Raw genomic sequence first — 12,401 nt, forward strand, 5'->3', positions numbered from 1 at the left:
GATGCATTACCGATCCGTCAGCGACGTCATGAACCGCGACGTCGTCACTGCAGAGCCGGCCATGGTGTTCAAAGACCTCGCGCGTCTGCTCGCCCAGCACCGCATCAGTGGCGTACCCGTCGTCGACGGTGACGGGAAGGTGTTGGGTGTGGTGTCCGAGACCGACCTGATGGCCCGGCAGACCGTCCAGCACGACGAACGACCGCACCGTTTCCCCCGTCTGCCGCTCGACGGTGCACGTGCTGTGCGGACCAAGAGCCGCGCGACCACGGCCGCCGACCTGATGACCAAGCCCGCCGTCACCGTCGGCCCACGTCAGTCCCTCGTCGAAGCCGCCCGCGTCATGGCCCGGCACCACTGCAACCGGCTGCCCGTCATCGACGCCGAAGGCCGGCTGATGGGCATCGTCACCCGTGGCGACCTCCTGGGCGTGTTCCTGCGCTCCGACGACGACATCCGCAAAGAAGTGGTCGACGAGGTACTGGTCCGCACCCTGTGGCTGGAGCCCCGCACCATCGACGTCACTGTGCACGGCGGAACGGTCACCCTCTCGGGCACCCTCCAGCGCCGCAGCGAGATCCCCCTCGCCCTCCGCCTCACCTCCCGGATCGACGGCGTCGTCGATGTCATCGACAACCTCGGCTACCAGGAGGACGACTCCCGCCTCCGGCCGAGCGAACAAGCCCTGCACGGCATCACCGAGGAGTGGCTGCGACGGATCTGATCCGGATGAACGCTCCGGGCAGCGCTCCCACTGACGACCGGAGGAACGCCATGGTCCAGTCGTTCCGCATCACAGTGATCGGTGTCGGCAACACCTTCCGGCACGACGACGGCATCGGTCCGGCAGTGGTCCAGCGCCTGCGCGAACGGGCGCTCAGCCGCCCGCTGCCGCCGTCCGTCCGGCTCGCGGACTGCGACGGGGATCCGGGCCGGCTCATCGCGCTCTGGGACGGCATGGAGCTGGCCGTGGTGATCGACGCCGCCCACGCCGAACCCGGCCGTCCGGGCCGCGTACACCGCCTCAGCCTCACGGCCTCCCACCTGCCCCCACCGCCCACCAGCTCCCACGGCTTGGGGCTGGGCGAAGCCCTGCAACTCTCCGAGGCACTGGGCAGGCTGCCCGGACGCCTCCTCGTCCTCGCCGTCGAAGGCGCGGACCGTTCCCTCGGTACGGGCCTCAGCACGGCGGTGGCCGAGACCGTCGAGCCCCTGGCGGACGCCGTGGAGGCGGAGATCGTGCGGCACCGCGACGCCACCGCTCGTGGGGTGCCCGGCTCCGTCGAAAGCGCTCGCTCCGACGACAGCGCCCAGGAGGTGTGACCCATGAGCACGCACCAGCGGGAGCGCAGCACGTACGCCGGCACCTGGGAGCCCGCGCACGTCCCCGCCACCCTCGGACACTCGCGGCTGCTTCAGTGCCGCGCCCTGCTCCTCGGCATCGAGGGACTGGTGACCGACACCGCGCGGCTGCACGCCGGCGCCTGGAAACGCACCCTGGACGGCTTCCTGCGGGACAACGGACACGTACACCGCCTGTCCGTCCGGCCGTTCGATCCGGAGACCGACTTCCGCCGCTTCTTCCAGGGCCGGGCACGGCTCGACGGCCTCCAGGCCTTTCTCACCTCCCGCGGCATCTACGACCCCGGTCATCCCGACTCCCCCGGCGTGCTCCGGGCGCTGGTGGCTGACGAGGACCGGTTCTTCGACGAGCAGGTGCGTCGGCACGGCGTACCGGTATGGCCGGACAGCCTCGATCTCGTGGCGGCGACGCACGCCCATGCCATGCCCGTCGTCGCAGTCTCGGCCTCCCGGCACGGCCGCCGGCTGCTGAGGACAGCCGGCCTGGCCGAACGGTTCGACGCCATCGTCGACGGCTGCGACCGCACCCAGCTCCACGTGCCGGCCGGCCCGGACCCGGCCCTGCTGATCGAGGCCGCCCGGCATCTGCGGACGGCACCCGAGCACAGCGCTGTCGTCGTCGCGGCCCCCGCCTGGATCACCGCGGCCCGCAGAGGTGGCTTCGCGCTCCCCCTCGGCGTGAACCGGGAAGGGCGCACGGAGAACGCCGTCGAGCTGTACGAGCGCGGAGCGGCCCAGGTCACCCGCAGTCTGGCGGAACTCGTCCCGCGCCTGATTCCCACCCGGTGTCCCGCGGCCAGGCCGGGCAACCGGGCATCCCGTGACGCGTAGCCCCGCTCCGAGGAGGTGTCCATATGTCCCAGCCGCCGCAAACGCCGCACGGCCGGGTAGTCGTCGGATTCGACGGCTCAGCCCACGCCGAACGGGCTCTGGACCGCGCGGCCGACGAGGCCCGGCTCCGTGGCACGGCTCTGGAGATCCTGGCCGGCTGGCCCTGGCCCAAACGCCCGCTTCCCGACTACGGGGTCCAGGACGACGAGGGCAAGCTGCTCTACAGCAGCGCACGCCGAATGATGGACGGCGCCGTGGAACGAGCCCGGTCCCGGGCGCCGAACACCCTCATGATCCCTTCGCTGACCACGGAATCCGCCGCCGAGGCACTCCTGCGCTGCGGCCGCACCGCCTCGCTGACCGTCGTCGGTACCCGCGGACACGGCGGATTCGCAGGGCTGCTGCTCGGCTCGGTCAGCCTGCGCGTCGCCGCTCACTGCACCAACCCGCTGATGGTGGTACGCGGTGACGTGGACCGCGTCCGCGGCACCGTCCTCATCGGCCTTGCATCGGACACGGACACGGACGTGAAGGCCCTGCGGTTCGCCTTCGCCGAGGCGGCCCGCAGTGACGCCGAACTGCGGGTCCTGCACACCTGGCAGTTCCCGGCCCCGCACGCCGACCAGACCCGGCCCTCTCAACTGGGCTGGGACGATGTCGCAGGGCTGCGCAAGGCCGCAGAAGCGGTCCCCCAATATGCCGTCGCCAGGCTGGCACACGAGTATCCCGCTGTCCGGGCATCCGCACTGGCCGTCTGCCAGAGCCCGGCACAGGCGATGGTCGAGTACAGCCGGGAGGCCGATGTCGTCATCCTGGCGGCCCACCGCCGACCACGCCACTTCGGCCTCCAACTGGGCCCGGTCACCCATGCGACCCTCCACCACGCCCACTGCCCCGTCATACTGATACCCACGAGTTGACTCGCAGCAGGGAACACCAAGCCGGTGAGGCTCGTCGACGACGACTCCGCCAAGCCGATCACCGTGGACCTCGTGCTGACGCCGGACTTCGGCCTGTGGGATCGGTTCGGGCTCCAGCGGGCACGCGTGAGCGGCCTCGCGCTGCAGCGCTGAACAGCTCATGGCGAGGCGCAGGCCGTGGGGCAGCTCGTTCCGGATCCGATCGGCGGAAAGCACTACCGCATCGAGCACTCCGCGGGCCGGGCGCGGGCTCGCTTCGGCGCGCGTGTCGAAGTCGGTGGTCCTTGAGGCAGGTCGGTTCACTGTGTGGCGGCGTCCGGGGAGGCGGCCAGCAGACTTCGGCAGGCCGTCAGGGCCAGGTGCTCGGTGAAGGTTTGGTGGTCGACCTCTCTGGTGGCGAAATCCGGTCCGTGGGCGGTGCGGACGACGCACGCGGAGAAGACGGTGGCGAAGCACTGCCGTACTGCTGTTTCCGGCTCGGGGTGGGTTATCTCGTCGCGGGCGTGGAGCAGGACCGCGGTGAAGGCATCGGCGAGAGCGTGGACATGGGCCCGGCCACGGCGCAGCACCTCCGGATGGGCACCGGAGAGCAGAAGCACCGGCTTGAGGAAGGCGGCGTGCTGCTGGAAGAGGGAGGTCAGCTGTGCGACCGCTGCCGTGATCATGTCGTTGGCAGGGAGGCACTGCCAGCGGTGCGGGTCGGTGAAGGCCTGCTGGTCGGCGGTGACGCGGGAGATGCCGTGTTCGTAGACGGCCAGGAAGAGCGCGTCCTTGCTGGTGGTGCGGTCGTACAGGGCTCTGGGAGCGACCTGCGCCTTCTCGCAGAGTGCGGCGATGGTGAACGCTTCGTAGCCGCCCTCCTCGATGAGGGAGACGCCGGCGTCCAGGACGCGGGCCCAGGTGCGCCGGGTGCGTTCCTGGCGGGGTTCGCGAATCTCCAGCTCGTCAGGACGGCCTTCGGCGGTGGTCATTCCGTCATCCTCTCTCCTGTACGCGGTGAGAAGCCCCGGGTACGGGCCTCTTGACATATGGCCCGCTCAGGCCGATCTAATATCCCTCGCAGTTAACCGTAGCGCACACTACGCTTTCAGGGGGTTGTCGATGGTGCCCGTGCTCAGCCGTACCCGGGCCGCTGTCGGAGCCCGGGAACAGTTGGCCTGTGCCGCCGACCTGGAGGACCCGGACACGGTCATCTGCACCGAGGTGCGGGAGACCTCCGAAGACCTCGACGCCCACACGGCGCACACCCGCACCGCCACCTTCCTGGACCGCATTCACGATCCGGCCGAAGAAGAGCCCGTGCTGTCCCGCTACCCCCGCCACCGCCGACCGACCGGCCACGGAACCGCACGTTCCAGAGGGAGCCGCACATGTCACGAACGTCCACCATCCCCACGCCCGGCCGGGTCGCCGTCGTCGGCGCCGGACCCGCCGGCATGGCCGCCGCGCTCTCCGCCCACCAGGCCGGCCACCACGTCACCCTCTTCGAGCGGCACGCCCAGGCGCGGCCGGCCGGCAACATCCTGAACCTGTGGCCCGCCCCCGTCAAAGCTCTCGGCCTGCTCGGCGTGGACACCGATGACCTCGGCGCTCCGTGTCAGAGCGAGTTCCGCAACATGCGCGGCAAACGGCGGGTGCGGGTCCGGTTGCCCGAGCAGGTCGTACGCGACTACGGCGGCGGCTTCATCGGCCTGTTGCGCCCCGACCTGTACGAGCGGCTGCTGGCAGCTCTCCCGGCAGGAGTGCTGCACACAGGCCAGGCGCTGGCGGGCGTCGAGCAGGACGAGCGTGTGGTCCGGCTGCGCATGGACGACGGCACCCTGCACGAGGCCGATGTCCTGATCGGCGCCGACGGCATCAACTCCCTGGTCCGCCGCGCCCTGTGGGGCGACTCACCGATCCGCCCGCACCATCTGCAGCTCTACGGCGGCTATACGCTCGACGAGAACGTCTCCGCACCTTCCGGGCTGTGCGTGCTCACCCACAGCCCGACGGTCCAGGGCGCCTGGACGGCCATCCGCAGCAAGGGCCGTGACGGCTTCCAGTGGTGGGTACTCAGTGCCCACGACATCGACCGCCCCATACCCGACGACCTGCACTCCGCGGCTGCCGGCCTGGCCCGCGCCTTCCCCGATCCGCTGCCCCGCCTCATCGCCGCGACCGATCCCGCGCACGTACAGAGCTGGCCCATCCGCGACCGCAAGCCGCTCAAGCAGTGGTCGAAGGGCCGCATCACCTTGATCGGCGACGCTGCCCATCCCACCTCCCCGTACGCCGCCTACGGTGCGGGCATGGCCACCGAGGACGGCTATTTCCTCGGCCGTCGGCTGGCCGGCGTCGACCTCACGGACCTCGGCGCTGTCCAGCGCGCGCTTGCCGCGTTCGAGGTGTCCCGCAAGCCTCATACCGCCCGCCAGTCCCAGACGGCCTGGGCGCTCGGGAAGGTCTTCCACCACGCGCCCGCACTGCTGCGGCCCGTGCGCGACGCGGTCCTGGACCACACTCCGCTGCTCCAGAAGGTCGTCGGCGAGGGCACGCCCGGCGAGATCGTCAAGCAGATCGAGCAGATCGAGCGCGCCGAGACGGCGTTCGTCGCCGCGGGCGGAAGGGCGGGCTGAGGCAGGCGGCGGTCAGCACCGGGTCTCCGCACGGGCGGCCCGGTCAGGCGGATTCCTCGGAGAGCCGCTGCAGGGTGGTGGCGTGGCCGAGCGGGCTGCCGCTCTCCACCCAGTGGCTGAGCGGAGTGGTGGCGAACAGTGCGGAACTCGCGAGGAGTCCGCCACCGATGACCCCTTCGAAGTGATCCAGCGAGGCCGCGCGGACCGTCAGGCCGGAGGTGACGAGGCGGTTGCACCGCGCGTGGACCGTCGAGGAGACGACGTCGACGAAACGGGAGCCGGTGCGCAGGATGCCGCCGCCCAGGACGAGAACACCGGGGTTGCAGAAGTTGACCAGGTTGGCGATGACTTCGGCGACGAGACGGGAGCGCTTGTCGATCATTTCCAGGGCGAGGCGGTCACCGTCGACCGCGGCGGCACCGATCGCGCCGAGTGTGAGACGGCCCGTTCGCCGCAGTGAGGCGGTGAGTCGCGCGCTCTCCTCGACCCGACGGGTGCCTTCCTCGAGTATCGACCAACCGCTGGCGACGGCTTCGAGACAGCCGGTCAGGCCGCACCGGCACACGGCCGAGGGGTCGTCGGTGACGTGGGTGTGGCCGATGTCGCCCGCCGCGCCGCGGTCGCCGCGCAGCAGACGTCCACGGGTGACCAGGGCCGCTCCGATGCCGGTGCCGACCTTGACGAAGAGCATGTCGCGTCCGTCGTGCGGGACTCCCGCAGTCCATTCGCCCAGGGCCATGAGGTTGACGTCGTTGTCCACCCACACGGGGGCGTCGTAGTGCTCGCGCAGCCAGGAGCGCACGCTGAAGCCGTCCCAGCCGGGCATGATCGGTGGCGCGACGAGATGACCGGTGGCGAACTCCACCGGCCCGGGCATGCCGATGCCGATCGCCCAGGGCCTGCCGAGCCCGGTCTTGCGGGCAAGTGTGGTGAACGCCGACCGGATCTGTCGCATCGTGGGCTCGGGACCGGTGTCAGTGGCCCAGTCCTCGTGGTGCGAGGCGACGACGGTGCCGGTGAGATCCATGACGGCTGCCGTGAACTCCGACGCCCCGACGAAGGCGCTGTAGAGGTGGCCGGCCTCGGCACGGAAGCGCAGCGTGCGCGCCTGCCGGCCTCCTGACGAGGGGGCCAGTTCGCCGTCCTCGAGGAGTCCGAGCGCGAGAGCCTGGTCGACTCGCTGGGTGACGGCCTTGCGGCTGAGGCCCGTCACGGTGACCAGTTCCGGCCGGGTGGCAGCGCGGCCCGAGCGCACGAGGTTGATCACCAGGGCGAGGGAGGCTGCTTCCAGAGCCGGCACCGAGGGAAACCCGGCCGTCTGCTCCTGCCGGGGAGCGGTACTGATCGGGACCGGGCGGCCCATGTCGTATCCCCGTTCGTCGTTCCCACGGCTTGCTCTGGACGAGATGGTACGACAGGACGATCCCGCCCTGAGCGGGGGTTCCGGCCGTCCAGAACGCACCCATGGCCTGTCCACCTCGTCATTGATTGCTGAACGCCGCATCGAAGGTCGCCCCCGGCAGCCGCCACAGCAGGGACCGGACATACCGGAGCGCTTCGGCGGCCCCGTGCAGGCGGTCCATGCCGGCGTCCTCCCACTCGACGGAGACGGGGCCGGCGTAGCCGATCGACGCGAGGGCACGAAAGGCGTCCTCCCAGGGGACGTCTCCGTGGCCGGTGGACACGAAGTCCCAGCCGCGCCGCGGGTCACCCCACGGAAGGTGCGAGCCGAGGGCGCCCGCGCGCCCGCCGGCCGGCCGCAGGCGGGTGTCCTTGCAGTCGACGTGGTAGATGCGGTCGGCGAAGTCGGTGATGAATCCGACCGAGTCGATGCCCTGCCACAGCATGTGCGAGGGGTCCCAGTTGAATCCGAAGGCCGCACGCCGGTCGAGGGCCTCCAGCGCACGGACGCTGGTCCAGTGGTCGTAGGCGATCTCCCCGGGATGCACCTCGTGAGCGAAGCGGACCCCCTCGTCGTCGAAGACGTCGAGGATCGGGTTCCAGCGGCGGGCGAAGTCGGCGTAACCGTCGTCGATCACCGCCTGGGGAACCGGCGGGAACATCGCGACATAGGGCCAGATCTTCGATCCGGTGAAACCGACGACGACATCCGCGCCGAGCCTGCGGGCCACGCGGGCGGCGCGCTTCATGTCCTGCGCGGCACGCCGGCGTACGCCTTCGGGCTCGCCGTCGCCCCAGGTGCTCGCGCGCAGGATCGCCTGGTGCCGGAAGTCGATGGGGTCGTCGCAGACCGCCTGCCTGGTGAGGTGGTGGGAGATCGCCCAGCAGCCGAGACCGTACCTGTCGAGGATGTCGAGACGGCTGCGCAGGTAGGCGGGGTCGGCTTCGGCGCGCTCCAGGTCGAGGTGGTCGCCGGACGCGGCGATCTCCAGTCCGTCGTAGCCCCACTCGCTCGCCAGCCGGGCGACCGTTTCGAAGGGAAGGTCCGCCCATTGCCCGGTGAAGAGGGTGACAGGCTGTCGGGCGGGCGCCTGCGGCTGTTCGATCGTCATACTGTCTCCTCGTCGTCGGCCGGGACGTCGGCCCAGTTGCCGGAGGCGGCCGAAGCCAGGACGGCCTCGGTGATCCGGGCGGCGCGCAGGCCGTCGGCGAAGCGGGGAAGGCCCTCGACAGCCTCGCCGCGTAGGGCGGTGTAGGTGTCGGCCACGAAGTCGGTGAAGCACTCGTGGTAGCCCTGGGGATGCCCGGAGGGCAGTGCCCCCCGAGGGGCGGGCGGCGAACCGGGGCGGCTCGGATCGCGGACCACCGTCCGGTTCACGTCCCGCCCGCCGATCCAGAGGGTCTCCGGGGTTTCCTGGTGGAACGCGTAGCTGGCGTCCGGCCCGTCGAAGGAGAAGGACAGGGCGTTCTTGCGGCCGGCACTCGCCTGGCTGAGCACGACGCTGCCGAGCGCGCCGGTGTCGGTGGTGAAGGCGACGACCGCCCCGTCCTCAGTGGTGACGGTGACGGGCTCGCCGGCGGGGCCGGGCCGGGTGGGCACGGACCGGGCGAACCGGGCGTGCACTCGGACGATGCGTTGGCCGGTAACGAACTCCGCCAGGTCGCACCAGTGGACACCGATGTCGGCGAACGCACGGCTGTCCCCGCCGGTCGCCGCGTCGACACGCCAGTTCGTGGTGCCCGGGTCGGCCAGCCAGTCCTGCAGATAGCTGCCGTGCAGCAGCCACGGCGGCGTCGCATCCCGGGCCTGGATCCGGGCCCGGGCCTCCCGGACGGAGGCGTAGTAGCGGTAGACGAACGGCACCGTGGCGACGAGTCCGCTGTCGGCCGCCAGCGCCGTCAGGCGCGCTGCGTCGGCCGTGTCGGTGGCGAGCGGCTTCTCGCACACCACGTGGCAGCCCGCCTGCAACGCCGCCTGGACGAAGCCGGCGTGCGAAGCGTTGGGCGTGCACACGTGCAGGACGTCAATTCCGGCCCCCAACGCCTCGTCCACCGAGCCGGTGCCCATGCCCGCTCCGAACGCGTGGGCTCCCGCTCTTCCCTTCTCGGGGCTGGAGCCCACGACGGCGACCAGGTCACCGCCGGCGGCGATGATCGAACGGGAGTGGACGGCTCCCATGAAGCCGGTTCCGACGACGGCTGCGCGCACGGTGCGCATGAGACCTCGCTTCTCGTGGATGATCAGGGCGGGTGGGCGTCAGCGCCGACGGGCGTCGCGCTCCAGGGACCGCAGCAGGGCGTGCTGACGGCGGACCTGTTCGACTGCGCGGTAGGGAAGGCGGTCGCCCTCGTACTCGCTGGAGAGATAGCCGGTGTAGCCGTGCTCGACGAGGGTGCTGACGATCTCCTGCCACGGGATCTGCGGATCGGTGAGGTCGTCGGTGATGTCGAAGAACTTCGCCTGGATGAAGGCGACGTACGGCAGTACAGCCACCAGGTCCGTCATGGGGACGGCCAGAGGAGTGCGCCAGCCGGCTTCCTGGGCCTCCTCGTCGAGCCCTTCCTGGTGGGCATCGGTGGCGGCGCGCTGGAAGATGCCTGTGTCGATCAGGAGCCGGAAGTGGTCGGTGCCGGTGCGCTCGATGAACGTCAGGTAGTCGTCGACGACCTCGTGCCTGAGGGGGGTGGGTGCGTGGATCTCCGGACAGATGACGATGCCGAGTTCGGCCGCGCGGTCCAGGACGCGTTCGATGACCGGTTCCCAGATGGGGTGCGGCTTGAGGTGCATCGACACCACGCCGATCTTGGGGCGCAGGGTGGTGAAGCCGAGCGTGGACGCCAGGTCCAGGTCGCGGCGCAGGATGGTGACGCCCTCGTCGACAGTCAGGTCGCGGTGCTGCCACATCCGCGAGTCGATCCAGGAGCCGTAGTTGGTGGCGGTCAGTCGGTGACGTTCCAGGCCGGCGTGCCAGTTGTCGATCCACCGGGTGGTCGGCGTGGGGTAGCCGCTGATGTTGCCCTCGCCGAGGATCTCGATCCCGGTCGCGCCGAGGTCGGCGATCTCGGCCATGGCGTCGTCGAGGGTGAGCAGGGTGTAGAGGTCTCCGGTGTAGCTGTAGAGGGAGACGCCGTACTGCAGGGTGGGGTGCCCGCTTGTCACAGGAGGGTGACCTTTCGCTCGGCGTGGAAGACCGAGGGCTGGAACTCGGCCGGGATGTACGGGGCTTGCAGGGCGATGTCGACCTGGAGGTGGTGCACGCCCGCGGGCAGGCCGCCCGGGTGCGGGACGGTGATGGTGGCCGGTTCGTCGAGCTGCCAGCGCACGTCGGTGGAGGTGCGCAGCTCGGCGCAGGTGAAGTCGCGCCCCTGGAGGGTCCACAGTGGCGTCTCCCGAGCCCAGAACAGGTCACCGACCCGGACCTCGACGCCTTCGATGAGGCTGCCCCACAGCCCGCGGTAGTTGGGCATCCGGAGCTTGAACTGGAAGCCGATGGTTTCCCCGTCGGCGTCGACGTTGCGCACGCCGCGGTTCTGGATGATGTCCCGGTCGAGCATGGGTCCTCCGGTGAGTGGGGAACGAGGGGTTCGTATGCACGGTCAGTGGTCGGCTTCGGCGGAGGCGATGCTGCGGGCGCCACCGACGGCGAGGGCGACCGAGGTCAGGGTGGGGTTGCAGGCCGTGGCAGTGGGGATGACGCCGTTGCCGGCCACGAACAGGCCGCGCACGCCCCACACCTGGCTGGCCGGATCGCACACCGAGGTCCCGTCGTCGGTGGCGCCCATCCGGACGGTGCCCTGGTAGTGCAGGGACGCGCCTGCGGGGAAGACCAGGGGCGGGGTGTCGTCGAGCGGCTCGCCGAGGGCTGCCGCGGCACGGAGGATGTCGGCCCGCGCGTTCTTGATCGCGGCGTGGTCCGCCTCGGTGAGCCGGTAGTGGATCTGCATCGCCGGCATGCCGTAGCCGTCCTGCTCGTCGTCGCGGAAGGTGACCCGGTCGTCCGCCTGGAGGTCCTTGGCGCAGAACCAGCCGAGCCCGACGATCGCCCCGGGGCGCGAGTCGTCGTCGGCCAACTGGACCGGTGAGGTGTCGAGCTGCATCACCTGGCCGTGGAACGGGTGGGTATCGGTGAACGGCACCCACGTCACGCCGCTGCTGGGCGTGACCCCCACGCTGCCGCGCGCCGCCGGACCGTCCGGCAGATCCCGCATGCGCACGGCGTACACCACCTGGGGCTGGTCGTTGAGGTAGCGGCCGAGGGCGGGCGGACGGACATCGGAGGCGTGCAACAGCTGCGGGGTACGCAGACTGTCCGCGGCCACCACCACATAGCGAGCGGTGACGTCGTGCTCGGTCTCCGTACGCCGGTCACGGACCCGCACCCCGCGCACGGCACCACCGTCCTCGTGCAGAAGAACGCGGGTCACCAGGGCCTGCGGGTGCAGGGAGAACCGGGAGTTGCCCCAGGTGACGTCGCCGAACACCACGTCCGTGCCGCTCCACAGCAGTCCGCCGTCCCGAGCGCGCCGAACGGCGAGCGGCATGGGCTGCACCTGTCTGTCGGCGGCGCGGTCGTGGTCGAGGGCACCGGAGAGGCGCTTGCGTACCTCGTCGGCGAACGGTGCGTCGGCCAGCACCTCGGCCGAGACGCCGAGCAACCGCTCGGCCTCAGCCAGCAGGACGGGCATCTCGGAGACGAAGGGGATGACCTCGCTGTCGCCCGGCCGGGGGCACGCCCCGGTCCAGTGCGCGCCCATACCGCCCACGTTGCTGGACATCGCGCCGGCCGGCAGGCCGTCCTCGCCCTCCTGACGCCACCCCTTCTCCAGCAGGAACGTGCCGGGCCGCTGCAGCCTGCGCTGATCGCTGGCGTAGCCGTCCATCGTGTTGCTCGGCACACCCCCCGCGAGCGGGAGAGGTCCCTCCGAAGCACGCTGCGCCGACGCCCGCCGCTCGTCGTCCGCGATGTTCTTCACGTGAGCGCCGGGCGGATCACTGACGAGCGGCCCCACTTCGAAGACGGCGACCCTCAGGGCAGGAGCCAGTTCGCTCAGGACCCGGGCGTAGGCAGCGCCGGCAGGACCGCTGCCCACGATCGCGACATCGACCCCGGCCGGGAACCTGCTGCTCCCTGCGGCGGAACCGTGCTCATCAGTACTGGCGGAACGGGGCATCCGGGCCTCCCTGGGCGCCGCACATGCGTAGCGGTCGCCGACTGTCGGACGAGATCGACGCGGCCCGTCGCGCTTTCGACCAGCTGGGCCACTCGGC

At 70.9% G+C, this 12,401-nt stretch carries 13 protein-coding genes; 6 read left to right on the top strand and 7 right to left on the bottom strand.

Annotated elements, in window-relative coordinates; genetic code table 11:
- The first annotated feature begins 1 nt into the window (after position 1).
- Genes AAC944_RS01915 through AAC944_RS01935 form a run of 5 tightly spaced genes read left to right on the top strand, consistent with a single transcriptional unit; the run spans position 2 to position 3,266 of the window.
- Complete coding sequence (locus AAC944_RS01915) at positions 2–724, top strand: CBS domain-containing protein (RefSeq protein WP_030607514.1); 723 nt, start codon at positions 2–4, stop codon at positions 722–724.
- Between the two features lie 50 nt (positions 725–774).
- The gene (locus AAC944_RS01920) at positions 775–1,323 is read left to right on the top strand and encodes a hydrogenase maturation protease (RefSeq protein WP_051871306.1); all 549 of its coding nucleotides are present in this window, start codon (positions 775–777) and stop codon (positions 1,321–1,323) included.
- A gap of 3 nt (positions 1,324–1,326) precedes the next feature.
- Positions 1,327–2,193, top strand: a complete 867-nt coding sequence (locus tag AAC944_RS01925) for an HAD family hydrolase (RefSeq protein WP_051871305.1) — start codon at positions 1,327–1,329, stop codon at positions 2,191–2,193.
- A 23-nt stretch (positions 2,194–2,216) separates the two neighbouring features.
- On the top strand, positions 2,217–3,113 hold the full coding sequence (locus AAC944_RS01930) for a universal stress protein (protein WP_030607503.1): 897 nt from the start codon (positions 2,217–2,219) through the stop codon (positions 3,111–3,113).
- A 24-nt stretch (positions 3,114–3,137) separates the two neighbouring features.
- Positions 3,138–3,266 (top strand): hypothetical protein, encoded by a 129-nt coding sequence (locus tag AAC944_RS01935; RefSeq protein WP_368396765.1) that lies wholly within the window; start codon positions 3,138–3,140, stop codon positions 3,264–3,266.
- A 146-nt stretch (positions 3,267–3,412) separates the two neighbouring features.
- On the opposite strand, the gene AAC944_RS01940 is transcribed toward AAC944_RS01935, so the two are convergent.
- Positions 3,413–4,084 (bottom strand): TetR/AcrR family transcriptional regulator, encoded by a 672-nt coding sequence (locus AAC944_RS01940; protein ID WP_030607500.1) that lies wholly within the window; start codon positions 4,082–4,084, stop codon positions 3,413–3,415.
- A 399-nt stretch (positions 4,085–4,483) separates the two neighbouring features.
- Between AAC944_RS01940 and AAC944_RS01945 the strand changes: the two genes are divergently transcribed.
- The gene (locus AAC944_RS01945) at positions 4,484–5,731 is read left to right on the top strand and encodes an FAD-dependent oxidoreductase (RefSeq protein WP_030607497.1); all 1,248 of its coding nucleotides are present in this window, start codon (positions 4,484–4,486) and stop codon (positions 5,729–5,731) included.
- Positions 5,732–5,774: 43 nt separating this feature from the next.
- Here AAC944_RS01945 and AAC944_RS01950 read toward each other — a convergent pair whose 3' ends face one another.
- The 6 genes from AAC944_RS01950 to AAC944_RS01975 all read right to left on the bottom strand — a co-directional run bounded on the left by AAC944_RS01950 (position 5,775) and on the right by AAC944_RS01975 (position 12,304).
- Positions 5,775–7,094, bottom strand: coding sequence for an ROK family protein (locus tag AAC944_RS01950; RefSeq protein ID WP_051871304.1), 1,320 nt, complete (start codon positions 7,092–7,094; stop codon positions 5,775–5,777).
- A gap of 118 nt (positions 7,095–7,212) precedes the next feature.
- The gene (locus AAC944_RS01955) at positions 7,213–8,244 is read right to left on the bottom strand and encodes a sugar phosphate isomerase/epimerase family protein (RefSeq protein WP_051871303.1); all 1,032 of its coding nucleotides are present in this window, start codon (positions 8,242–8,244) and stop codon (positions 7,213–7,215) included.
- Positions 8,241–9,350 (bottom strand): Gfo/Idh/MocA family protein, encoded by a 1,110-nt coding sequence (locus AAC944_RS01960; RefSeq protein WP_030607488.1) that lies wholly within the window; start codon positions 9,348–9,350, stop codon positions 8,241–8,243. Before AAC944_RS01960 ends, AAC944_RS01955 begins: the two co-directional genes overlap by 4 nt.
- A 39-nt stretch (positions 9,351–9,389) precedes the next feature.
- The gene (locus tag AAC944_RS01965) at positions 9,390–10,292 is read right to left on the bottom strand and encodes a sugar phosphate isomerase/epimerase family protein (protein WP_063759854.1); all 903 of its coding nucleotides are present in this window, start codon (positions 10,290–10,292) and stop codon (positions 9,390–9,392) included.
- Positions 10,289–10,687 (bottom strand): C-glycoside deglycosidase beta subunit domain-containing protein, encoded by a 399-nt coding sequence (locus tag AAC944_RS01970; protein WP_030607483.1) that lies wholly within the window; start codon positions 10,685–10,687, stop codon positions 10,289–10,291. The genes AAC944_RS01965 and AAC944_RS01970 overlap by 4 nt, the downstream gene beginning before the upstream one ends.
- A 42-nt stretch (positions 10,688–10,729) precedes the next feature.
- Complete coding sequence (locus AAC944_RS01975; RefSeq protein WP_051871302.1) at positions 10,730–12,304, bottom strand: GMC oxidoreductase; 1,575 nt, start codon at positions 12,302–12,304, stop codon at positions 10,730–10,732.
- Between the last annotated feature and the right edge of the window lie 97 nt (positions 12,305–12,401).

The organism is Streptomyces sclerotialus, assembly GCF_040907265.1.
Lineage (GTDB): Bacteria > Actinomycetota > Actinomycetes > Streptomycetales > Streptomycetaceae > Streptomyces > Streptomyces sclerotialus.